Source organism: Novosphingopyxis sp., from assembly GCF_965218915.1.
GTDB lineage: Bacteria > Pseudomonadota > Alphaproteobacteria > Sphingomonadales > Sphingomonadaceae > Novosphingopyxis.
Genome location: NZ_OZ244708.1, coordinates 1,895,542 through 1,918,285 on the forward strand (window position 1 = coordinate 1,895,542; position 22,744 = coordinate 1,918,285).

Annotated in this window: 23 protein-coding genes and 1 tRNA gene; 10 read left to right on the forward strand and 14 right to left on the reverse strand. The window is 62.7% G+C overall.

The window, feature by feature from the left end:
• Window positions 1-2: 2 nt before the first annotated feature.
• The 3 genes from ACOQPC_RS08740 to thyA form a co-directional block, all read right to left on the reverse strand.
• The gene (locus ACOQPC_RS08740; RefSeq protein ID WP_420608104.1) at window positions 3-1,007 is read right to left on the reverse strand and encodes an alpha-ketoacid dehydrogenase subunit beta; all 1,005 of its coding nucleotides are present in this window, start codon (window positions 1,005-1,007) and stop codon (window positions 3-5) included.
• An 8-nt stretch (window positions 1,008-1,015) separates the two neighbouring features.
• The gene (locus ACOQPC_RS08745) at window positions 1,016-2,308 is read right to left on the reverse strand and encodes a 3-methyl-2-oxobutanoate dehydrogenase (2-methylpropanoyl-transferring) subunit alpha (RefSeq protein ID WP_420605362.1); all 1,293 of its coding nucleotides are present in this window, start codon (window positions 2,306-2,308) and stop codon (window positions 1,016-1,018) included.
• Between the two features lie 123 nt (window positions 2,309-2,431).
• A complete protein-coding gene (thyA, locus tag ACOQPC_RS08750) occupies window positions 2,432-3,358 on the reverse strand; it encodes a thymidylate synthase (protein ID WP_420605363.1) in 927 nt (308 codons plus the stop codon).
• Window positions 3,359-3,502: 144 nt separating this feature from the next.
• Between thyA and ACOQPC_RS08755 the strand changes: the two genes are divergently transcribed.
• A tRNA-Pro gene (locus tag ACOQPC_RS08755) sits at window positions 3,503-3,579 on the forward strand.
• A gap of 147 nt (window positions 3,580-3,726) precedes the next feature.
• On the opposite strand, the gene ACOQPC_RS08760 is transcribed toward ACOQPC_RS08755, so the two are convergent.
• Window positions 3,727-4,230 carry a YkgB family protein gene (locus ACOQPC_RS08760; RefSeq protein WP_420605364.1) on the reverse strand — a complete coding sequence of 168 codons (504 nt, stop codon included), beginning with the start codon at window positions 4,228-4,230 and terminating at the stop codon, window positions 3,727-3,729.
• A 15-nt stretch (window positions 4,231-4,245) separates the two neighbouring features.
• Window positions 4,246-4,767, reverse strand: a complete 522-nt coding sequence (locus ACOQPC_RS08765) for a fasciclin domain-containing protein (protein ID WP_420605365.1) — start codon at window positions 4,765-4,767, stop codon at window positions 4,246-4,248.
• A gap of 239 nt (window positions 4,768-5,006) precedes the next feature.
• On the opposite strand from ACOQPC_RS08765, the gene ACOQPC_RS08770 reads away from it, so the two are divergent.
• Complete coding sequence (locus ACOQPC_RS08770) at window positions 5,007-5,783, forward strand: SDR family NAD(P)-dependent oxidoreductase (RefSeq protein ID WP_420605366.1); 777 nt, start codon at window positions 5,007-5,009, stop codon at window positions 5,781-5,783.
• Window positions 5,783-6,679, forward strand: a complete 897-nt coding sequence (locus ACOQPC_RS08775) for a hypothetical protein (protein ID WP_420605367.1) — start codon at window positions 5,783-5,785, stop codon at window positions 6,677-6,679. Before ACOQPC_RS08770 ends, ACOQPC_RS08775 begins: the two co-directional genes overlap by 1 nt.
• Window positions 6,680-6,745: 66 nt before the next feature.
• Here the strand turns inward: ACOQPC_RS08775 and ACOQPC_RS08780 are convergent, their stop codons facing one another.
• Together ACOQPC_RS08780 and ACOQPC_RS08785 are read right to left on the reverse strand one after the other, a co-directional pair.
• Entirely contained in the window at window positions 6,746-7,639 is an 894-nt protein-coding gene (locus ACOQPC_RS08780) for a helix-turn-helix domain-containing protein (protein WP_420605368.1), read from the reverse strand.
• A 160-nt stretch (window positions 7,640-7,799) separates the two neighbouring features.
• Window positions 7,800-8,678 (reverse strand): SMP-30/gluconolactonase/LRE family protein, encoded by an 879-nt coding sequence (locus ACOQPC_RS08785; protein ID WP_420605369.1) that lies wholly within the window; start codon window positions 8,676-8,678, stop codon window positions 7,800-7,802.
• Window positions 8,679-8,954: 276 nt separating this feature from the next.
• Here ACOQPC_RS08785 and ACOQPC_RS08790 point away from each other — a divergent pair, with 276 nt between their 5' ends.
• The gene (locus tag ACOQPC_RS08790) at window positions 8,955-9,815 is read left to right on the forward strand and encodes a sugar phosphate isomerase/epimerase family protein (protein ID WP_420605370.1); all 861 of its coding nucleotides are present in this window, start codon (window positions 8,955-8,957) and stop codon (window positions 9,813-9,815) included.
• A gap of 19 nt (window positions 9,816-9,834) precedes the next feature.
• Here ACOQPC_RS08790 and ACOQPC_RS08795 read toward each other — a convergent pair whose 3' ends face one another.
• Window positions 9,835-10,923 carry an NAD-dependent epimerase/dehydratase family protein gene (locus tag ACOQPC_RS08795; protein ID WP_420605371.1) on the reverse strand — a complete coding sequence of 363 codons (1,089 nt, stop codon included), beginning with the start codon at window positions 10,921-10,923 and terminating at the stop codon, window positions 9,835-9,837.
• 113 nt (window positions 10,924-11,036) lie between these two features.
• Between ACOQPC_RS08795 and ACOQPC_RS08800 the strand changes: the two genes are divergently transcribed.
• Together ACOQPC_RS08800 and ACOQPC_RS08805 are read left to right on the forward strand one after the other, a co-directional pair.
• Window positions 11,037-11,819: an SDR family NAD(P)-dependent oxidoreductase gene (locus ACOQPC_RS08800; protein WP_420605372.1), complete on the forward strand. Its 783-nt coding sequence runs from the start codon at window positions 11,037-11,039 to the stop codon at window positions 11,817-11,819.
• A complete protein-coding gene (locus ACOQPC_RS08805) occupies window positions 11,816-12,712 on the forward strand; it encodes a glycosidase (protein WP_420605373.1) in 897 nt (298 codons plus the stop codon). The genes ACOQPC_RS08800 and ACOQPC_RS08805 overlap by 4 nt, the downstream gene beginning before the upstream one ends.
• A gap of 7 nt (window positions 12,713-12,719) precedes the next feature.
• On the opposite strand, the gene ACOQPC_RS08810 is transcribed toward ACOQPC_RS08805, so the two are convergent.
• Genes ACOQPC_RS08810 through ACOQPC_RS08825 form a run of 4 tightly spaced genes read right to left on the reverse strand, consistent with a single transcriptional unit; the run spans window position 12,720 to window position 17,717 of the window.
• Window positions 12,720-14,375 carry a GMC family oxidoreductase gene (locus tag ACOQPC_RS08810; RefSeq protein ID WP_420605374.1) on the reverse strand — a complete coding sequence of 552 codons (1,656 nt, stop codon included), beginning with the start codon at window positions 14,373-14,375 and terminating at the stop codon, window positions 12,720-12,722.
• A complete protein-coding gene (locus tag ACOQPC_RS08815) occupies window positions 14,365-15,009 on the reverse strand; it encodes a gluconate 2-dehydrogenase subunit 3 family protein (protein WP_420605375.1) in 645 nt (214 codons plus the stop codon). The genes ACOQPC_RS08810 and ACOQPC_RS08815 overlap by 11 nt, the downstream gene beginning before the upstream one ends.
• Window positions 15,002-15,931 (reverse strand): hypothetical protein, encoded by a 930-nt coding sequence (locus ACOQPC_RS08820; RefSeq protein ID WP_420605376.1) that lies wholly within the window; start codon window positions 15,929-15,931, stop codon window positions 15,002-15,004. Before ACOQPC_RS08820 ends, ACOQPC_RS08815 begins: the two co-directional genes overlap by 8 nt.
• A gap of 4 nt (window positions 15,932-15,935) precedes the next feature.
• Window positions 15,936-17,717: a thiamine pyrophosphate-requiring protein gene (locus tag ACOQPC_RS08825; RefSeq protein ID WP_420605377.1), complete on the reverse strand. Its 1,782-nt coding sequence runs from the start codon at window positions 17,715-17,717 to the stop codon at window positions 15,936-15,938.
• A gap of 152 nt (window positions 17,718-17,869) precedes the next feature.
• On the opposite strand from ACOQPC_RS08825, the gene ACOQPC_RS08830 reads away from it, so the two are divergent.
• The 4 genes from ACOQPC_RS08830 to ACOQPC_RS08845 are packed head-to-tail and all read left to right on the forward strand — an operon-like array spanning window position 17,870 to window position 21,202.
• Window positions 17,870-19,447, forward strand: coding sequence for a GMC oxidoreductase (locus ACOQPC_RS08830; RefSeq protein ID WP_420605378.1), 1,578 nt, complete (start codon window positions 17,870-17,872; stop codon window positions 19,445-19,447).
• Entirely contained in the window at window positions 19,444-19,908 is a 465-nt protein-coding gene (locus ACOQPC_RS08835) for a DoxX family protein (RefSeq protein WP_420605379.1), read from the forward strand. Before ACOQPC_RS08830 ends, ACOQPC_RS08835 begins: the two co-directional genes overlap by 4 nt.
• The gene (locus tag ACOQPC_RS08840) at window positions 19,905-20,366 is read left to right on the forward strand and encodes a cupin domain-containing protein (RefSeq protein ID WP_420605380.1); all 462 of its coding nucleotides are present in this window, start codon (window positions 19,905-19,907) and stop codon (window positions 20,364-20,366) included. The genes ACOQPC_RS08835 and ACOQPC_RS08840 overlap by 4 nt, the downstream gene beginning before the upstream one ends.
• A gap of 8 nt (window positions 20,367-20,374) precedes the next feature.
• On the forward strand, window positions 20,375-21,202 hold the full coding sequence (locus ACOQPC_RS08845) for a VOC family protein (RefSeq protein WP_420605381.1): 828 nt from the start codon (window positions 20,375-20,377) through the stop codon (window positions 21,200-21,202).
• Here the strand turns inward: ACOQPC_RS08845 and ACOQPC_RS08850 are convergent.
• Window positions 21,156-22,133 (reverse strand): SMP-30/gluconolactonase/LRE family protein, encoded by a 978-nt coding sequence (locus tag ACOQPC_RS08850; protein ID WP_420605382.1) that lies wholly within the window; start codon window positions 22,131-22,133, stop codon window positions 21,156-21,158. The genes ACOQPC_RS08845 and ACOQPC_RS08850 overlap by 47 nt on opposite strands.
• Window positions 22,134-22,194: 61 nt before the next feature.
• Window positions 22,195-22,743: a c-type cytochrome gene (locus ACOQPC_RS08855; protein ID WP_420605383.1), complete on the reverse strand. Its 549-nt coding sequence runs from the start codon at window positions 22,741-22,743 to the stop codon at window positions 22,195-22,197.
• Window position 22,744: the final 1 nt, after the last annotated feature.

A 22,744-nucleotide genomic window follows, 5' to 3' on the forward strand; every position in this document is an offset into this window, starting at 1 on the left:
GTTCAGTCCTTCATGATCTTGTCGAGCGCGTTGCCGATGCGGACCGGCCCCGGGAAATAGCCCCATTCGAGCGAGTGCGGATAGGGCGTGTCGAAGCCCGTCACGCGCTCGATCGGCGCTTCGAGATGATAGAAACAGCGTTCCTGCACGAGCGCGCTGAGTTCGGCGCCGAAGCCAGCGGTGCGCGTGGCCTCGTGGATGATCATGCAGCGGCCGGTCTTCTTCACCGATGTCTCGATCGCCGCGATATCGATCGGCACGATCGAGCGCAGGTCGATCACCTCGGCGTCGATGCCATGCTCCTCGACCACGCCCAGCGCGACATGCACCATCGTGCCGTAGGCCAGGATGGTGAGATCGCCGCCCTCGCGCACCACATTCGCCTTGCCCAGCGGGATCCGGTAGATTTCCTCGGGCACGTCGGACGCGGGATGCTTGGCCCAGGGTTTTACGGGCCGGTCATAATAGCCGTCGAACGGACCGTTGTAGATGCGCTTGGGCTCGAAGAACATGACCGGATCGTTGTCCTCGATCGCCGAGATCAGCAGGCCCTTGGCGTCATAGGGCGTCGACGGGATCACGGTCTTGAGGCCCGAGACATGCGCGAAAATCGCTTCGGGCGACTGGCTGTGGGTCTGCCCGCCGAAAATGCCGCCGCCGAAGGGCGAGCGGATCGTCATCGAACTGGTGAACTCGCCCGCCGAGCGATAGCGCATGCGCGCCGCCTCGCTGATGATCTGGTCGAGGCCGGGATAGATATAATCGGCGAACTGGATTTCGGGCACGGGCCGCATGCCGTAGGCCGCCATGCCGACGGCCACGCCGATGATGCCGCATTCCGAAATCGGCGTATCGAAGCAGCGCGTCTTGCCGTGCTTTTCCTGCAGGCCCGCGGTCGCGCGGAACACGCCGCCGAAAAAGCCCACATCCTCGCCCATGATGACGACATCGGGGTCGGCTGCCATCGCGCAATCGAGCGCGCTGTTGATCGCCTGGATCATGTTCATCTTCGGCATCACCCGTTCCCCCGCGGCAGGCCCTTGGGGAATTTCTCCTTGCGCTCCGCGATCGCCATTTCGGCCTGTTCCTTCAGGTGCCAGGGCATATCCTCGAACACGTCCTCGAACATGGTGCGGAACGGCTGGTGCATGCCGTGGCCGAGCACGCCGAGCTTTTCGGCCTCCTTGCCGGTGGCGCGCACGCTTTCGGCCAGCTCCTTGTCCTGCTCGGCATGGCGCTCTTCGTCCCAGATGCCCTTGGCGATGCAATGCCGCTTCAGCCGGTCGATCGGGTCGCCGAGCGGCCATTCCTCGCGCTCCTGCGCGCTGCGATAGCCGTTGGGATCGTCGGACGTGCTGTGCGCTTCGGAGCGATAGGTGAAATATTCGATGATCGTCGGGCCGTTGTTGGTCCGCGCGCGGTTCGCGGCCCACTGCGTGGCGGCATAGACCGCCAGCGCATCATTGCCGTCGACCCGGAGCCCGGCAATGCCATAGCCCACGGCGCGCGCGGCGAAAGTGGTGCGCTCACCTCCGGCAAAGCCCGAAAAGCTGGAGATAGCCCATTGGTTGTTAACGATATTCATGATCACCGGCGCGTTGTACACCGCGGCAAAGGTGGCGGCGGAATGGAAATCGCCCTCGGCGGTCGAGCCCTCGCCGGTCCAGGCCGCGGCGATCCGCGTGTCGCCCTTCGCCGCGCTCGCCATCGCCCAGCCCACGGCCTGCGGATATTGCGTCGCCAGATTGCCCGAGACGGTGAAGAAGCCGTCTTCGCGCGAGCAATACATGATCGGCAGTTGGCGGCCCTTCAGCTTGTCACCGCTGTTCGAGAAGATCTGGTTCATCATCTCGATCATCGGATAGCCGCGCGCGAACAATATGCCTTGCTGGCGGTAGCTGGGGAAACACATGTCCTCGCGGTCCAGCGCAAAGGCGGCAGCGACCGAGGTCGCCTCTTCGCCGGTGCATTTCATGTAGAAGCTGGTCTTGCCTTGCCGCTGCGCGCGGAACATACGCTCGTCGAACGCGCGCGTAAGAGCCATCGTCCGCAGCATTTCGAGCAGCTGCTCGTCGGATAGGCGCGGGTCCCAGGGGCCGACCGCCCGATAATCGTCGTCGAGCACGCGCACCAGCCCATAGGCCAGATCGCGCATGTCGTCCGGCGCGGCGGATTCGTCCGGGCGCGGCGTAACGCCGGCGTCCGGAATGCCGAGCCCGCTGAAATCGGCGGTGTCGCCGGGGCGGAATTTCGGCTCCGGCACATGCAGCTTAAGCGGCGGAAGATTGGATTTATCGGGCGCAGCCATCTCGTTCGAAGCTCTCTCCTCGGCGGCGGATGGACTCCGCTGCTCCAATAGCAATATTGCCGTGCCCTATTATTTTGTTGCCCAATGCGCAAGCATCGGCGCGGGCCGGGGCGGCGCGGTCGTTCAGACAGCGACAGGCGCGCGGATATGTTCCTGCGGCGCATAGTCGATCACCGAAAAATCCTCGATGGAGTAATCACAGATGCTGCCCGGCTTGCGGCCGATCACCAGACGCGGCGCGCCCGACGGTGTGCGCGACAATTGCTCCTCCACCAGCTCGGCATGGTTGAGATAGAGATGCACGTCGCCGCCGTTCCAGACGATTTCGCCGGGTTCCAGCCCGGTCTGCTGCGCCAGCATCCGCGTGAACAGCGCCAGCGAAAAAATGTTGAAGGCAAAGCCCAGACCCAGATCGCAGCTGCGCTGGTAGAGCAGACCCGACAGCTTCCCGTCCGCAACATAGAATTGATAGGTTTTGTGACAGGGCGGCAGCGCCATCGCGCCCAGTTCGGCGACGTTCCACCCCTCGACGATATGCCGCCGGGAACCGGGATTGTTTGTCAGGCTGTCGATCAGCTCGGCGATCTGATCGTGCCCCCGTTCGCGGCGCCGATAAAGCCCTTCGCCCGCCGCTTCGTAGATCGGCCAGTCGGTCCATTGCTTGCCGTATACCGGTCCAAGATCGCCCCATCGCTCTGCGAACTGGGCATCCTCCACGATCCGCGCCTCGAACGTCTCCTGCGCGATATCCTCACCGGTCTCGCGGCGATAGCGGTCGAGCGGCCAGTCGGTCCAGATCCGCACCTTTTGCTCGAGCAGCGGCCGGATATTGGTGCCACCTGCCAAGAACCACAGAAACTCGCGTGCCGCGGTCTTCCAGTAGACGCGCTTGGTGGTGAGCAAGGGCACCGCATCATCCTTCAGCGAAAACCGCATGGCCGCCCCGAACACCGCGCGCGTACCGACACCGGTGCGGTCTCTGCGCTCATCGCCCTCGCTCCAGATGCGCCGCATCAGGTCCAGATATTGTGTCTCGTAATGCTCGCTCATCAGCGGGATGCTAGGCAGTTTCGGCCCCCGGCTCAAGCGGCCAGGCGCGATCACCGCAAACCCCACGCTTTATGGTTGAAAGCCCCGAAACAGCCCCCTATAGGGCACGCCTGCCTCGCGCCGGAGCCAAGTCTCCGGCTCGGTCGGGGAGTAGCTCAGCCTGGTAGAGCACTGTCTTCGGGAGGCAGGGGCCGGAGGTTCGAATCCTCTCTCCCCGACCATCCTAATGGTTTTTGCAAGATAAACCGCAAAGCTCCGTTATGTTCCTCAAGCAATGGCAGTTCACCAGGAAACATTCGCCATCGCTATTGGTCAGCATCTTAGCCTCGCTCGCCTCGCAATCAGAATGCCAGCGAGGCTCTTTCCGTTCACGTTTTCGCGATTGACGCTTCCGACCGAGCAGCGAACAATATCCAGATCGACACCGCGAGCAGGACGACATCCTTTAACAGAAATTGTCCCGGAAAAGCGGAAATTGCCAGCGGATTGTCGAAGCCGGGCTGTACCACGCCCGGGGTGGTGAACATGAACGTGATGGTGATGAGAAAACAGATCGTCGCCATCGCCCCGCCAATCGAGGCGATTCTGGCGTTGAACGGGCGCGCGGCGAGCAGCAGGCCGGTCAAAATCTCGTATACCCCGAGCATCCGCGCCGTACCGGGAATACCGAACAGGCCGTGCCACCAACCGACGAGCGGGCTGTTCATGACGAGCGGCGCGATCCCGGCGGCCTCATATTGGGTGAATTTCAGGAATCCGAACCACAAGAAGATGAGCGCAAGCGCATAGGTAACCAGCAATGCGCCCGCCGATGGGGTGGTATAACGGTCGTAGAACCGTTCGTCGCGGACCGTGGTTTCTGTTCTGGCCATGATACGGCTCCTTTCCTACAGGCGTGGCTGGATCGGCATCGGCGGGACGAGCACCGCGTCGATGACATAGATCAGACCGTTATCGACTTTCATCGGCCCCTTGATCACATGGGCGCCGTTGACGGTCAGTTGCCCGCCCTCCCGTTTGATCACCAGCGGCATGCCGTTCATGGCGGGAACGGCGACGGCGGGCGCCTTCGTCAGACCTTTGTCGATATCCTTCGTGGTCACCAATCCGGCGACGGCGTGGTTGCCCACGGTGATCTTGAGCTTGGTGCGGTTGGCCGGCTTCATCAGATCGTCGAGCATCCCCTTCGGCACCTTGGCGAAGGCGGCGTCGTTGGGCGCGAACACGGTGATCGGACCGGGCGTTTCAAGCCAAGGAGCCGCGCGTGCGGCCTTGCCGGCCTTGAGCAACATGGTGAAGTGGCCATCGGCTTTCGCGGTTTGCACTATATTGCCGGCATAGACGGCAGCCGGCAATGCGGCCGCGACGGCCAACGCCAACAAGCCGGCACGCAAGGAAATCGGTTTCAACAGCTGTCTCCCGTTTGGTTTTCGTTCCGCAACAACGGAGACATCCTATAAACGAGCCGCAAAAGAACCCTATATTGCGAATTGTCATTCAATTCGCGCAGAATTCATCAACACACAGCAGGATTCTGCTACATCATGGTGTTCCCGCATGGACCCAACCAGCGTTTCGAGCCGTTCAGCTTTCCATAGATGGCCAAGTTTAGTGGGCATTTCTTTTCAGCCTCGATCCGGAGATCATTATGGCAAAGCTAAACAATCATATTGCGGTGGTGACCGGGGCAAGTTCGGGCATCGGAAAAGCGATCGCCGAACTGTTTGCCAGGAAAGGGGCTGCAGTGGTGGTGGTTCATCACGATCATCCCGAGGATGCCGATGCGATCGTGGAAGCAATCATCAAAACCGGCGGGCGCGCAATCGCGGTCGCCGCGGACGTGCGCTGCGAAGACCAGGTCGACGGTGTGTTCGAGAAAACGCAGGCCAAGTTCGGTACGCCGACGATCCTGGTCAACGCCGCCGGCGTCGATGCTGCGGGCATCGCCGTCGCCGATATGGAGCGCGATCATTTCGAGATGGTGTTGCAGACCAATCTGGTCGGACCGTTCCTGTTCTGCCGCGCTTTCGTGCGCGGTGCGAAGGCCTCCAAATCGCGCGGCAAGATCATCAACATCTCGTCGGTGCATGAGGACATTCCGCGCGCGGGGGCGGCAGACTATTGCGCCTCGAAGGGCGGGCTCAGAAATCTGACCCGCTGCCTCGCGCTCGAACTCGCCGAGCACGGAATTACGGTGAACAATCTCGCGCCGGGCATGATCCTGACGCCCATGAACCAGGATGCGATCGACGATCCAGGGGTGCGCGAGGAACAGGTTCGGAGCATCCCGATGAAACGCGCCGGCAGGCCCGAGGAGGTGGCCGAGCTCGCGCTCTACCTCGCGTCGGATGCTTCCGAATACGCCACCGGCGCCACCTTCACCCTGGACGGCGGGTTGCAGATCAATCTCGGGCAAGGCGCCTGATGGCGGGCTGGGAACTGGTCTCGGCCGAGCCGCTGACGATGCATCGGACCAATCGGCTGGCGAATATGTATGTGCTTAGCCCCTATGTCTGGCGTGACGGCGATGCGTTTCATATATTTGTTCGAGCGGTCCCGCGGCGCGACGACGAGCCGCGCCTGAAAATGGCGGAAATCTGGCACGGCGTGTCCACGGACGGACATCATTTCGACATGGACGTGGCGCCGACGATCTTCCCCGGTCCGGATCTCGTCGATCTCGACGGGTGCGAGGACCCGACCGTGCATGTCGAAGGCGGGACGGTACGCGTGTGGTACACCGGCTACAACCAACAGCAGCAGACCGGACGGCTGCTGCTAGCGCGGGGCCCCGATTGCAGCCGTATCGCCAAGGCGGGCCTGGCGATCGATTCGACGCCCGATTTCACCAATCCCAAGGAAGCTGCGATTGCCGCGATCAGCGACTGCCGGTGGCGGATGTATTTCGAATATGTGCACAAGGATGCCTCGTTGATCGGCCAGGCGGAAACCGACGACCTCGACGGGATATGGCGCGACATCGCCGCTTCGCCGATCGTTCCCAGGGCCGATAGCTGGGACTGCTGGCATCTCAGCCCGGGTCCGATCGTCGGGGAGGGCAAGCGGCGACCGACGATGTTCTACAATGGCGCGACGCGCGACGCGAAATGGCGAATCGGCTGGGCGACGTTCGACCGGCATCTGACCCAATTGACCGACCGTTGCGAGGAACCGCTGATCGCGCCCGACAAGCCGCTGACCGGCGGTGCGACCGATATCGCCTTCGTCGCCTCGGCGATCGAGCATGACGACGCGGTGCTGCTCTATTATTCGCAGTCGGACCGGGATCTGCGGGTGGCGACCGTGAGGCGGACCAAATGAGCACCGCGCATGTTCCCTGCTATTTCGCCGCGCCCAATGCGTCGAGGACACGCCCGGCGCCGCATCTCAATAGCGATCGCGGTAGCGGCTTGGCGTCGAACCGGTGTGCTGGCGAAAGACCCGTGAAAACTGACTGAGACTGGTAAAGCCGCAGCGCAGCGCAATATCGCTTATCGCCAATCCGCTCGTGGCGAGCAAAGGCTTGGCGGCGGCGATTCTGCGCTCCACCAAATAGGCGTAGGGCGGACGTCCCGTGGATTGCCGGAACGCCCGGCTGAAATGATACGGGCTGACGCCGCTCGCCGCGGCGATTTCGGCGACCCCGATCGCAGCGGCTAAATTGCCTTCGATGAAGTCGATCGCGCGGCGGAGCCGAAACGGCGCCAACGCGTGTCGCGCGCGCCCAATCGCCGTGCCCACATCGGAATGAAGACCGACGATGCGAGACAATAGCAGATGCATGATTTCGCCCAGATAGACGCAATCGCTATCGGCGTGATCGAACTCGTCGATCAATGTCAGAGACAGCGAGATCACCAGCGGATCGGTTTTTCCCAGCGTTTCGCACAAACTGATCCGCGCGGGATCGCGATCGAACGTTTCGCCGATCACGCGATCGAGCGATGTCGGCTTGATGTAAATATGCGCGAAATCGATCGGCCCATGGGTCACCCACCGGAACGATGCCCCCGCCGGCACCACGCTATAGGCACCGCTGCCGATGTCGCACGAGAGCGACTGGCCTTCGCCTTTTCGGAATAGGCGCTTCGGGCCACCCAGATGAATCGAGATGAAATGGTGGTCGAGAGCAGCTTGATCGATCTCGGGATCGATCGCCTGCCACCGGCGGACCAGCCCGGGCACGCCGGCTTCGATCGTCCGATCGAATACCGGCGCTCCCGAAAGCGTCTCGCCCCAGGATTGGGGGGACAAAATCGACGGCGTGGCGGCTTGTATCATCTCGCTCCGATCATCGGCATGAAACCGTTTCGCAGGAAATCTCTACTCCGTTACAAGCTGTGACGTTTCGGACCCTCTTCGACCGTGCCCGTCTCGTCCAAACAATGCCTGATGCGGCCTGTCCGACGACAAGGCAATAGTCCTGTCCCCGATCTTGAAATCATCTCACCAGATGCGGCCGCGCTATCCCGTGTTGGCCGACTTCGAGGCGAAGCAGGGCTCCCGCGAGCGGTTCACCTGCGCGTTCCGCGTCGCTCATCCCGTCCGATGCGCTGGTGACGTAGAGTGTGGCGAGGTTCTCGCCGGCAAACGCCGGCATGGTCGGCTGGCTGACCGGGAGATCGATATCGCGATCGATCGTCCCGTCGGCATAAAAGCGTCGCAGCTTGCCGCCGCCGTGCAGCGCCGACCAATAACCCCCCTCGCTGTCGACCGCCGCACCGTCCGGAATCCCGAGATGCTCGGGCACCGTTGCGAACAGGCGTCGATTGGAGATTGTGCCGCCATCGCAATCATAATCGAAGGCGATGATCTCGCGCCGGTTGCTGTGCGACAGGAAAAAGGTCGCGTCGTCCGCGCTCCACGCCATGCCGTTGTGCAGTTCGGCCGCGTCAGGTTCATCGCGCAGTCCGCCGTCCAGCGTGAAGCTATGGAGCTTGCCCGGGCGCTTGTCCGGGGTTCCTTTCAAGGGATCGAACATCACGCCGATCCAGAAACGGCCCTTAGCGTCGCATCCGCCCTCGTTGAAACGGAACAGCGCGGGATCGAACGGAGCGGCAGCGAGCAAATGCAGCGCGCCGCTGTCGAGATCGAGCCGGTATATCCCTTCGCGCAGCGCGACGACGGCGCCGCCATCTTCGGTCAACGCGAACCCGCCGATGTCGCTGGTCATATGCCAACTTTGGGTCGCGCCGTCCGTGGGTTGATATCGATGCAACGCGGGTGCTTTGACGTCAATCCAGTAGAGCGCAGACTGTGACGCCACCCAAGTGGGGGATTCGCCAATTGTCGCACGAGCATTCAGCGCGGGTTCGATCATGTTCGATGGTTCCTCTCGATCAAAAAAACCGACGCGTGCCGGGGCCGTTCCGAGGGCTCGCGCATTATTGGTCTGAAAAGAAGGCGATTACGTCCTTTGCAAACCCAGTCGGATGGAAGTCCGGAGGCATAGCTCCGCCTCTCTTTGTTCGTCATGCCAGCGAAAGCTGGCATCTCAGGCGTCATGGCAATCCGGCCCGAGACCCCAGCTTTCGCTGGGGTGACGAGCGAAGGGAATGGGTTTGCAAGGTACATAATCGCCAAAAGGAACGCCGCCATGTCATCCCTGCCCTTCACCTTCGGCATCAGCGAGTTCACCACCATGCCCTGGTCGTTCGATCAGGACGTGGCGCGCTATGCCGGGCTCGGCGTCGACTCGATTGAAGTCGTCGAGGCCAAGCTCGATGACGATCGCTTCGCCGATCAGATGCGCTCGATCGCCGATGCCGGGCTGACGATCAGCGGCATTCAGCCCAGGATACGCACCTTTTTCGGCAGCCGGATGATGCCCGATCCAAAGGGCGTCGAGGAGCGAACCACCTGTCTGCGCCGGTCGATCGAGCGGCTGGCGGCATTTGCCCCCGGCGTGCCGTTCATCACCAATACCGGCGCACACCCGCAGGGCGACATGGCCGAGGCAATGGAAGTCGTCGCCGAAAAGCTCGGCGAACTCGGTCGCATCGCAGCAGATCATGGCGTGACGATAGCCCTGGAGCCGCTCAATCCCACCTCGGCAAATATCGAAAGCGCGATCTGGACGATCGATCAGGCGCTCGATGTGATTGCGGCGAGCGGTAGCGATGATGTGGGGCTATGCCTCGATTACTGGAATATCTGGCAGAACGACGATGTCGAGGCGGCGATCGCGCGCGCGGGCGATCGCATCTTCACGGTGCAGGCGAGCGACTGGCGCACGCCGCGCTCGTTCGCCGATCGCATCGTGCCGGGCGACGGCGTCATCCCCCTCGCCGCGCTGATCGAAGCGACGCGGGCGACGGGGTATGACAGGCCGTGGGTGGTCGAGATATTTTCCAACGAGGTTACCGATTCGCTCTACGACGACGATCTAGAAACGGTCGTGCGGCGCTGTCGTGAGGGCATGGCGGACGCTTGGGAGCGGCATGACTTGAACGGCTGACAGTGGTTATTAGCCCAATTCAGCCATTTTTCTCATCTGATTTCGAGACAATCCCGTTTGCCTTGTACCATGTTTCCGGATCGCGTTTGAGGCCGTCCACGATCTCCGGCAGCGTGGCCGTAAGATGGTGGCTCGGAGACCAGCAGAGCAGCGTTTTCGCACGCCGGATATCCAGCGCGTAATGATCGCTGCCCTGCCACGCCATGAAAGGCCGGATGAACGGTTCCTTCCCGCCCCCGATCGTCTTTGGAAGATGCGGTAGAACTTTCTCTTCGACCCAAGCGCCGGTCGCCGCCGCGATCTGCGGAATGCGGATGGTTGCCCATTGCTCGCCGTGAACGAGTTCGCCGAGCCGATCCTGCAGCGCGGCATAGCCGATCGGATCGGGTTCGCCGACCAGGATCACCGTCTCTTCAGGAAGGTCGGCACGCCGGTCGACCGCGCGGCGAAACGCGTCGGCCATGTCGGCGTGATGAACCATAGACTGGCCGGTGTCCCGGTTGCCCGGATAGACATGACTTTCCAGATCGCGCTCGTAAATCCGCGCGATCTGGTGGGCCAGCGTCGGCACGACCGTCTTCTCGCTGTAAAGCCCGGCAAGGTGAAACAGAACGAACGGCGTCACGCCGTGCTCGGCACGAATGACATCTTCGGCATCCAACTTGGATTGGGGATAGATCCATTGCGGATCGAGGCGACGTTCCTCGTCGAGATGTTCGCCGGGGCTGACCGCGGCGTGAACCAGCATCGTGCCCGCATAAGCGATCTGCCCGACGCGGAATGGTTTTAATGCTTCCATCAGTCGGCGCGTGCCGGCCACGTTGAGTGTGTGATAGAGCGGGTCGTCCTCGCCAGTGAAATCGAAATAGCCGGCAAGGTGGATGACGCTCGCGATCGCGCCGCCATAACGGTCGCGAAAGGTTTCGAAAGCATAGGCGACCGAAGCGTCTTCGGTCAGGTCGATCGGAACGATCGGCACGGATGCGGACTTGCCCGCCTGATCCATCCCGACGATCGTATAACCATCGCCCAGCGCGCCGACGATCGCTTCGCCGACCTCGCCCGAAACGCCGGTAATCAATATTACGGGTTTGCTGTCGTCGGTCACTTCGTTTTGCCCTTGATGCGGGTGAGGGAGCGTCTTGCTCGATCCATCGTTCAGCGAAGTAACGAGGCGACGGTTCCACTCCCGGGGCAGCGCGGCAACGAAGGAGCGATGCGATGGTAGATCTCAATCTCAATGGGCGCATCGCACTGGTCACTGGCGGCGAATCGGGCATCGGCGCGGCGTGTGTCGCTATGCTGGCGGCAGCCGGGGCGGATGTCGGGGTGGTCTATTACAAGGACGCCGAAAAGGGCGAGGCAAGTGCCGCCGTCGCCGCCGGACTGGGCCACAAGGCGGTGGCCGTCCAGGCCGATATAAGCGAGGAAAAGGATGTCGAAAACGCCTTTGACAAAATCGAAAAGGCGATCGGCATTCCCGACATCCTGGTGAATTCCGCCGGCAAGAACATGTCCGGCGTCGAGGTATCGGACATGTCGAGCGAACAATGGCGGGATCTGCTGGCGACGGATCTGACCGGCAGCTTCTTTACGTCGCGCCGCTTCGTTCGCAATCTCAAGGGGTCCGGGCGGCGGGGAGCGATCATCAACATCACCTCGATCCATTCCAGCGTGATGCGCGCCGGAGGTGCCGATTACGATGCCGCCAAGGGCGGGCAGACCAATCTGACCAAGACCTTGGCGCTGGAAGTCGCCGAACTCGGCATTACCGTCAATGCGATCGCGCCCGGCATGATTCTGACGCCGATGAACGACAAGGCGCTGCACGATGCTTCCTATGCCGACAAACTCGCGCAGAGCATCCCGCTCAGACGCCCGGGCAAGCCCGAGGACGTCGCCGGCGTGGCGCTGTTCCTCGCCTCGCCCGCCGGCAACTATATCACCGGATCGACGGTGACGATCGATGGCGGGCTCTCGCTCCAGCTTGGCCAGGGCGCATGAGTTTCGGCTTCGAGGTCGAACGGATCGACGCCGTTATCGTCGACGGACCGGAGGAGCTGATCACGAAAAACATCATGAGCCCTTTCATGTGGCGTGCCGACCGCCACGATGCCGGTCTGATGGCTCTGATCCGCGCAGTGCCGCGCCATCGCGCCAAGGATGAGGAAAGCGGCCGCATCTGGTATGGGCGGAGCGCCAGCGATGGGCTGGTGTTCCGGATGGATGGCACCCCAGTTCTGGTGCCCGGCCCGCACGGCAAGGATTCGAACGGCTGCGAGGATCCTACAGTGGTCCCGGCCGACGAGGGATATGTCGTTTTCTATACCGGAGTCGATCACAGCCGCACCGGACATCTGCTTTACGCGACCGGAAAGGACATGCGCAGTCTGGAAAAACGCGGCGTCGCGCTGCCCAACGGTAAAAGCGAGAATGATAGTAAGGAAGCGACGGTGCTGCGCCGCAGCGACTCCTGGCGGTTGCTCTATGAATATTCGCATGCCGGTCATTCGCTGATCAGCCTGGTCGACGGCGCCCACCCTGACGGGCCTTGGAACGAACAGCCCGACCCATTTTCGCCGCGCCCGGAGAAATGGGACAGCTGGCATCTTTCGACGGGTCCGTTGCTACTCACCGACCCCGATCGACCAGTGATGTTTTACAACGGTGCCAACGAGGACGCGGATTGGGGGATCGGTTGGGTTGCGCTGTCGCCCGATCTACGGACCGTCATGGCGCGCTGCGATGGACCGCTGATTTCGCCGCCGACCGATGCAACCGGCCCGCGCGACATTGCCTTTGCGGCTTCGGTGGTCGAGACCGACGGTACGATCTGGCTCTATTATTCGCGCAACGACCGCGAGTTGAAGCGGGCCACGATCCGGCAGACCGGATAATATCGCCTCATAATTCCCCTGCCGCCGCCAGCGCGCCAATCCGGTCTGCCGTGCGCATCGCGATCGCTTGGATGGTGAGCGACGGGTTGACGCCGCCGACGGTCGGGAAGACGGAGCCGTCGCAGACCCAGAGGTTGGGAATGTCCCAGCTCCGGCAATCGGCATCGACGACGCTGTGCCTCCGGTCGTCGCCCATGCGGATCGTACCGCCGAGGTGGCAGGTATCGTCTTCCTGAGTGAACATGTCCGTGGCACCGATCGCCTCGATCGACGCGCCCATCTGCGCGAGCGAATGCTTGACCAGCGCCTTGTCATTATCGCCCCAGCCATATGTGATCCGCGCGACCCGGAGCCCATATTGATCGAGATCGTCGGCCAACGTCACGCGATTCGCTTCGTCGGGCAGCATTTCGCCGACCATCTTTACCCCTATCATGTGATTGTAATGGCGCATTTCCTCGCGCAGCGCGGTGCCCCAAAGTCCCTTGGCTCCCGTCAGTACCGACGCCCATTCGCCCGGCAACGGACCCTGCCCCATCCAGCAATAGCCACCATGGAAATCCTTGTTATCGTCGTAATTCCAGTGCTCGGTGATGGCGAGGCTGGGTGGTCCCTTATACCATCGCACCGGCTCATCCATGCGGCCCCAGACCGCGGCGTTGGTCTGGGTCATCAGATTTTTGCCGACCAGGCCCGAACTGTTGGCGAGCCCATCGGGGTAGCGCGCATTAGCCGAATTGAGCAGCAGACGAGGCGTCTCGACCGCATAGCCGGCGACGATCACGTTGCGCGCGCGCTGGAAATGCCACTTGCCGTCACGATGAAAATGCACGCCGATTGCCAGGCCGGAGGGACCGGTTTCGATTCTGCCGACCATCGCCAGATCGCGGATCTCGGCTCCAGCCGCCACGGCGCGCGGGATCCATACCGTCAGCGCCGAGCGCTTGGCATTGGTGGTGCAACCGAACCGGCAGAAACCGCGATAGGCACAGGGCGGAGACTTTCCTTCCGGTCCGGCATGCGGCGCGCTGAGCGTCGCCAGGGGCGTCTCGGTCCAGTCGATACCGATCGCTTCGCAGCCTTTGGCGAGCAGTTTGCCAGCCGTGTTCAGTTCGTGCGCGCGATAAGGATAGCGCCGTCGCTTCGGCCCCCAAGGATAGGTCAGCGGACCGGATATGTTGATCTGCTTTTCGGCGAGATCGTAATAATGCCACATCTCCTGCCATGAAATCGGCCAGTCGGCGCCATAACCCAGCAAGCTGCGCGACTTGAACCATTCGGGGCGGAAGCGCAGCGCCACCATCGCATAGTGGACGGTCGATCCGCCCACCGCCTTGCCCGAATTGTTGCCGCCCATCTTGATCGGGTTCGCTCCGTCGACGATGCGCTTGTCGGTCCAGTAGAGCTGGTTCTGCGCAGTTTCGTCGGAGGCGAAATCCTCCATCGGGCGGAAATAGCCCCCGGCGTCGAAGGCGACGACCGAGAAGCCTTGTTCGGCGAGCAGCGCGGCCAACGTTCCCCCGCCCGCGCCGGTGCCGACGATGACGAAATCGACCATGTCGGCCTCGCGATATTCGCGCATCGGCACCCAGGCGCCCTTGCGAAAGATATCGGGCGCGCGGCCACGGGTGGCACGCGGCGCGGCGCGCGGATCAGACGACATGCCGGTTCTTGCGCTCCGCTTGCGCTTCCTTGCTCGGTTCGGCCTCTGCGGCTTCCCACGGATCGGGCCGGTCGCCATCGAGCCGGACATAGCCGCGCGGGGAAGCGGGACCACCGAAACCGATCTCGTTCCACGCCTTGGGCAAGCTGTAATAAAGCGACGGAATATCGGCGAGAATGCGCCGGTTGAAAAAGGTCTGCGCGCCGAACGGCCAGTGCGCGCCGCCGACCTCGCCGGCTTGCATCGCGCTGAGCAGATCGTCCTGCTCCGCATCGGGCAGCCCGGCAAAGCCGCGCCCGAACCGCGCCATCGCCTCGGCATCGATCGCCGCGAAACCTCGTCGCCACGCCTCGCGCATGTAGGGCATGTCGTCCTCGCGGAAGCCATCGCCGTGATCGGCAAGCAGCTTGGCGTCGAGCAATGCGACCAGCGATACCGCATCGCCTTCGCCCGTCTGCGGCAGGATGCGCCGGCATAGCGCATCGGCGATCGCCCATTCCCCGGCGGTGAGGAAGCGGGGCACATCGGGCGTCGCCAGCCGCTCGTCGATCGCCCGGCGGGTGCGTGCATCCCATGACGGCGTGCCCCGCTTGGCCAGTACATCATAACCCGGATAACGCGGCGCCTCAATCACGCGCGTGCTCCTTGAGCAGCGCCAGCGCCGCGATTCCGGCCAGCGCTAGCCCGGTGAACGATGGCGGCGCCGGCAGCGGCGGTCCGGCAAAGGCATTCTGCCGCCAGTTGCGCCATCCACCGCTCGCGCGCGACACGCCGTAAGCATGAAGCACGACCCCGGCGACGCCCATCGCCGCGGTCGCCGCCATCCAGTAGTGCGAAACCTTGCGCTCCTTGCCGGCATCGCCCACCGTCGCCACCCCCAGCAGTGCCGCCGCGACCGGCGGCATCGTCACCGGCAACAGCATCGCCGGATTGTGGAACGCGCCGCGAAGGTGGAGCAGCCCCGCCTCCATGGTCGTGCCGAGCAGCGACAACGCCGTCGTCGCCGCCGTTACCCGCCCAGCGGGCAGGCCGAAAATCTGCGGTTCGCCTGCAGGGGCATTGTCGCGCACCCGCTCGGCCATGAACCCCATCAGACCTGCCAGCGACATCGCCGCCGGCGCGCCGAGCGGCGCGGAATAGAAGATGTTCTGCCAGTCGAACCCGCCGACCTTCTTGGTCACATTGTAGAGGTGGAAGCCGGTGCCGATAACGCCGATCAGCCCCGCCGCCGCATAGATAATATCGCGTGCCCGATGCGCGCCGTGGCGCTTGTCCGATAGGCCGTGGACGCTCACCGCGATCGACAACGAAGAGGTAATGAGCGGAGTCCACATCGCCTTGTTGTGAAAATTGCCACGATAATGCTCCATCGCGCTGTCGATCAGCACCGATGTCGCGATCGTACCCGCCGCGCGGTTGAGCCGGCGCGCGGCGGCGATTGTCGACGTCGGCGAATCCGCCATCATCGATATAGAAGACGCCAGTCGCTCGATCAGGGGCGCTTCAGGTGCAAGCTGGCTCGACAAAACGCTGTTGCGTTGTGCGCGTACCGCCACCGGCTCAATCCTTGCCCGGCAGCACGCCCGCCAGCAGCTGCCTGGCGCTGTTCTTGATAACGCTGGCGAGTTCGGGCTCGTCCTTCATCATCGTCATGAAATGCTTCGCGTCCTTCAGCGTGATGTGCGGCGGCAACGGCGGCACATTGGGATCGGCCCTCATGTTCATGATAACCGGCACGTCGCTGGCGAGTGCCTCGTCCCACGCCGCGCCGACCTGATCGGGATCGTCGCAATAAATACCCTTGAAACCGAGCAGTTCGGCATATTGATGGTAAGGAAAATCGGGAATCGACTGCGTCAACGGCGTCTTGCCTTCGCCAAGCTGGACGCGCTCCTCCCACGTCACCTGGTTCAAATCCTGGTTATTGAGCACCATCAGAATGAAGCGTGGATCGGCCCAGTCTTTCCAGTATTTGCTCGCGGTGATCATCACGTTAAGACCGTTCATCTGCATCGCGCCATCGCCGATGAAGCCGATCACCGGGCGATCGGAATAGGCCATCTTGGCGGCCAGTGCGTACGGCGTCGCCGCACCGAGAGATGCGAGCCCGCCCGAAAGCGATCCCATCATTCCACGGCGAATGCGGATATCGCGCGCATACCAGTTGGCGACCGATCCCGAATCCCCCGTCATGATGACGTTATCGGGCAGGCGCGGCGAAAGTTCGTGGAAGATGCGCTGCGGATTGACCGGATCGGCAGGCTCCATCGCGCGGTCCTCGAGCGTCTCCCACCAATCGGAAACTTCCTTCTCGATTTTCTGGCGCCATTTGCTGTTGCCGTTCTGATCGAGCAGCGGCAGCAGCGCCGCGAGGGTCGCCTTGCTGTCGCCGACCAAGGAATACTCCATGGGATAACGCAGCGAAACTCGCGCGCCGTCGATATCGATCTGCACCCCGCGCGCGTTGCCAGGCTTTGGCAGGAACTCGCTATAGGGAAACGCCGATCCCACCATCAGGAAGGTGTCGCATTGCTTCATCAGGTCCCAGCTCGGTTTGGTCCCGAGCAGACCAAGCGAGCCGGTGACGAACGGCAGTTCGTCGGGCAGGGCGGCCTTACCGAGCAGCGCCTTGGCCACGCCTGCGTTCAGGCGATTGGCCACCGCGATCACCTCGTCGGTTGCGTGGAGCGCGCCGGCGCCTACCAGCATAGCGACCTTGTCGCCCGCGTTGAGGATACCCGCCGCCTTTTTCAGATCGTCCGGATCGGGCAGCGTAGCCACGCCGGGATAGCCGGTGCCGGTGTGGGTGGCTCCGTGCGCCATTGGGGGATGTTCGTAAGCCACTTCCTGCAGGTCATTGGGAATGATCACGCAGGTCACGGTGCGCTTGTTCTGCGCGATACGGACCGCGCGGTCGATACAGGTGCGCACCTGTTCGGGGACCACGGCGGTTATCACATATTCGCACACGTCGGCGAAGAGAGTCTGCAGATCGACTTCCTGCTGATAGCTTGCGCCAAGGGCGCTGCGCGCTTGCTGGCCGACGATCGCGACCACGGGCACATGGTCCATCTTCGCGTCGTACAGTCCCGTCAGCAGATGGATCGCGCCGGGGCCGGAGGTTGCGTAACAAAGCCCCGGCTGACCCGTGAACTTGGCGTGCGCCGATGCCATGAACGCGGCCATCTCCTCGTGCCGGACCTGGACATAGTCCATGAAGCCTTTTGCTTTCTCGAGCGCCACATCGAGCCCGCCGACTCCGTCTCCAGGATATCCATAGACTCGAGAGAGTTCCCATTCGTTCAGACGTTTCCAGACAAACTCGGCGACGTTCTGCGACATGGGAAGTCCTTAAAGTTGGCTCCGAACAGAAGACCCCCGGTCCGACAATTTCCTCCCGTTCGGGCACTTCAAAGAAACTATCGGCATCGGTCAGGGTTGGTGTGTGCAAACATAATGCATCGTTCAGCGAGATGTTTCCGGAGGACCGCGATTTGCCCCAGCATTACGACCTGATCGTCATTGGCAGCGGTCCCGGCGGGGCCTCGCTGGCGCACCGGCTCGCGCCGACCGGCAAGCGCATCCTGATTCTGGAGCGCGGCGATTATCTGCCGCGCGAAGAAGACAATTGGAGCGCCAAGGCGGTCTTTGTCGATGGCAAATACCAAGCCGACGAAAGCTGGACCGACAAGGATGGCGGTACCGTAAAACCTCAACTGCATTACTATGTCGGCGGCAACTCGAAAGTATATGGCGCGGCGCTGTTCCGCCTGCGCGAGCGCGATTTCGAGGAGGTGGTCCATGCGGGCGGGCTGTCTCCCGCCTGGCCGGTTAAATATGACGTATTCGCACCCTATTACGATGATGCCGAGAAGCTGTTTCACGTCCACGGCAGCCGCGGCGAGGACCCCACCGAGCCGCCCTCGTCCACGCCCTATCCGTTCGCCGCGGTCAAGCACGAGCCCAAGGTCGCCGAGCTGTCGGAAAAGCTCGCCGCAATTGGCCTCAAACCATTTCACCTGCCCCTCGGTATCAAGCTGGATCAGACGATCGACGGCTTCGCCACCCCGACGAGCACCTGCATACGCTGCTCCGCGTTCGATGGCTTTCCCTGCCTCTTGAACGGCAAGGCCGACGCGCAGGTGATGTGTATCGATCCGATGCTGGCGGCCCACGATAACGTCACCCTACTGACGGGCGCCTATGTCTCGAAACTCGGTACCGACGAGACGGGGCGCCGCGTCGATGCGGTGCATGTCGAGCGGAACGGGCAACAGGAAATCTACACCGCCGATACCGTCGTCGCCGCGTGCGGCGCGCTGTCCTCGGCATTGCTATTGCTGCGTTCGGCCAACGAGCGGCATCCGAACGGCCTCGCCAATGGTTCGGATCAGGTCGGCCGCAATTACATGCGTCACGAAATGTCGGTCGTCATGGCGGTCATGAAGCATGTCAACGAGACGGTGTTTCAAAAGACGCTAGCCTTGAGTGATTTTTATTTCGGAAGCGACGATTGGGCCGGTGCTGAGGGACCTTGGCCGCTGGGCCTCATCCAGATGTGCGCGACCAGCCACACCGACCAGATCAAGGGTGAGGAACTCCCCGGCTGGCTCGAATGGCTCCCCGACATGCCGTTCGAACAACTGGCGCGGCATTCGATGGATTTCTGGCTCCAGGCGGAAGACCTGCCGCATCTCGACAACCGCATCTATTACAGGGAAGGCGAGGTTCATTTAGATCTGACCGAAACGAACCCGGAGGCACTGGCACGGCTGAAAGACAAACTGAAAGAGATGCTGTCGCAGGTCGGCTGGCCCGCCGTTTTGCTCGAACGCTCGCTCTATCTCGGCAAGGATATTCCGCTCGCCGGCACCGCGCATCAGGCGGGCACCTGCCGCTTCGGCACCGATCCGGCGACCTCGGTGCTCAATCTCGATTGCCGCGCGCACGAAGTCGACAATCTCTACGTCACCGACGCCAGCTTCTTTCCCTCGATCGGCGCGGTCAACCCGACGCTGACGATCGTCGCCAACGCGCTGCGCGTCGCCGACATCATCAGGGACCGGCTGTGACCACCGCCGCGATCGCCGCGCTGATCGTGCGCTACGGGCTGGTGATGCTGTTCCTGCCGTTCAGCGCGCTCGACAAGATTTTCAATTTCCAAGGCGCGGTAACGCAGTGTGGCCAGATTTTCAGACCGCGCTCGCTCGCCGCGTTCGCCATCCTGGTCGGCCTTGCGATCGAGATTTTCTGTTCGCTCGGCGTCGTCACCGGCATCGCCGATCGCGCCGCGGCGCTGGTCATCGCCGGCTACTGCGTGGTCACCGCGCTCCTCTACAAGCGATTCTGGGCGCAGGGTGACTTCTGGTCCGATCCGGTCGGCAAGGGTCGCGGGCTGTTCTGGGATTTTCTCAAGAACCTGTCGCTGGGCGCGGGCTTTCTGCTGATCGTCGTCGGCACCGACGGCAGCGGTCTCGCTCCGTTTCTCACCCATCCCTTCGCATCCAGCCACCCTTATGGAGTTTTTTTATGAGCGATCAGTCCAGCGATAAAGCGGGCGCCAAACCGTCCACCCCTTATTGGCACCTCCATGTCGACGAAGATGGCGTCAGCCACCAGACGCAGTGCGCGCTGACCGATTACGAACAGAAAAGCGTCGGCCCCGCCGATCCGCAGTGGAACGACGAAATGGAGCGCGGCGAAGCGACCGTCGTGTTCACCGTCCAGCCGGTCGGCTGGATCGGCGACTGGCATGAAAATCCCGCGCCGCAATGGATCATCGTTCTGTCGGGCCGCTGGTTCATCGAGAGCATGGACGGCACCCGCGTCGAGCAGGGGCCGGGCGAATTCTCCTTCGGCGAGGATCAGGGTTGCACCGAAACCGAGGGCAGGAAGGGCCACCGTTCGGGCACGATCGGCGATGAACCCTGCCGGTTGATGACCGTGCAACTCCATGTCGATCCCATGCGCGAGCCGTGCCACATCGCATGATGTGGCCCGTGATCCGGGCTTTTCGCCTCGTGACTGCCGATCCCGATCGGCTGGTCGCTTTCTACCAGTCGATCGGCTTCGTTTCCGGCCAGACGATCGCGATCGCCGACGACGAGATGCAGGTGCTGGGTCTCCCCGGATCGGGCCGCCGTCACCCGCTGACGCTTGGCGACAGCAGGATCGAGCTCGACTGGTTCGATCCACCCGGCCTGCCCTATCCCGCCGACGCCAACGCCGCCGACCTGATCTTCCAGCATCTCGCGCTGGTAACGGACGATGCGGGAACGGCATGGCACCGCGCGACCGATGCGGGCGCGACGCCGATTAGCCGTGGCGGACCGATCCGGCTGCCGAAATCGGCGGGCGGCGTTACCGCGGGCAAGTTCCGCGATCCCGATGGCCATCCGCTCGAATTTCTGCAATTCCCCGCCGGCGCAAATCCGGCCTGGACCGGCAGCGGCATGATGGGGATCGACCATAGCGCGATTTCGGTCTCGGACATCGCCGCCAGCCGCCGCTTCTACGCCCGGCATGGACTGGCCGATGGCAGGACATCGTTCAATCGCGGCTCGGCGCAGGTCGCGCTGGACGGCCTTGAAGATGTGCAGGTCGATATCCTGCCGATGAATCCGCCGACGACGCCCCCGCACGTCGAATTGCTCGGCTATCATATTCCGACCGGCCGCCCGCACACTCCGCTCGCTGCCAACGACATCGCCGCGACGCGGATCGTCTGGCGCGCGGAAACCGACGCGCTGCTACGCGATCCGGACGGCCATCTGCACCAGCTCACGCGTAAAGATCGATCGCCAGCAGATACTGTGTCGCGGCGATAAACAGGCGCCGCCCGTTCGCGCCGCCGAACGCGCAATTGGAAACGACCGCCGGCGTCGGGATGAAACCAAGCTTGCGCTGATCCGCCGACCAGATGTGAATGCCGTCCGCAGCGCTGGTCCACAGCCAGCCGCGCCGATCCACCGCAAAGCCGTCGGGATAGCCGTGATCTGTGTGGCAGAAGAAGCGCCGGTTGGAAAGCACGCCGCCCTGCCCCACGTCGAAGGCGACGATCTCGTGCTTCGCCCCCGCTTCGTGGCCGGGCACCTCGCCGAGCGAAAGCGATGTGTCTGACACGTAGAGCGTCTTTCCTTCGGCATCGAATGCGAGACCATTGGGCTGCTCGAAGTCGGCCATGCACGTCAGATCGCCGCTCGAGGGATCGAAGCGATAGACGCTGCGGTGATCGAGCTCGGGCTTGGCCAGCGCGCCCTGATTGGGCATGATGATCCCGAAGATCGGATCGGTGAACCAGATCGTCCCGTCCGGCGCGACCGCGACGTCGTTGGGCGAGTTGATCCGCTTGCCCCGATAGTGCGTCACGATCGGTTCGGGCGCGGTATCGTAATCGCCGCCCCGGCTGATGCAGCGACGCCCGTGCTCGCAGTGGACAAGACCGCCATCCGCCTCGACCGCGTTGCCGTTCATGAACCAGGTGCCGTCGATGAGCACTTCCACATGACCATCCGGATACCAGCCGAGCAGTCGCCGGTTGGGCACGTCGGACCAGACCAGCCGGCCGTGCATTACCTGCCATACCGGGCCTTCGCCGTGCAGCGTCCCTTCGTACAGCTTCAGCAAGGGCGCATCCGGAGACAGAAGGTCTGCAAGGCGATCGTCATCGCACTGAACGCCGCGAAACCCGGCGATCTCGTCTGCTGCGCCGGCACGGCGCAGCAGACGGCCCGGTTCAAGATTTTGCCCTGCGAACATAAACTTTCCGGTCTCCGGCCTGATCTAATTTAACTGAAAGCGCCGGCGTTTTCGCCTGCAACTAACGAAATTGTCCAGCCGACGCGGGCGGCGCTTTATCCGGTGGAAATCGCCGCTGCATTTCGGCGAACCGGCCCGGCGATATATCCGGAAGCGCCTGAAGAAAGGCGACGAGATCCCATATCTGCTCCCTGGAGCGGGTTTCGCCCCAGGATGGCATGGCGGTCATCTTTACGCCCTCCTCCAGGATGTAGTCGAGCTGGGCCGGGGTCCACCGCTCGCCGCTGTCCAGAAGAAAGGGCGGGGTCGGCTCAAGCCCTTTGACCCACGCGGCACGAGATATTCCCGGACCACCGTGACACATCATGCAATCGGCTTGATATTGTCTGAACCCCGATACGACCTGCTCTTCGGTAAAGGAAGGCGGCGGCGAGATCGATCCAGCGCGCAGACGGACCGACTTCTTAAAAGTTTGGTGAATCGCCCAGCTGACCATCTTGTTGTGCGGCTGGGCCGCCGCGATGTCGTATAATCCGAACTCGACCACCGCGAGCGCGCCAATTCCCGCGAGCACACCCGCCGTTACGCCGCCCGCAATGAACGCCCACACT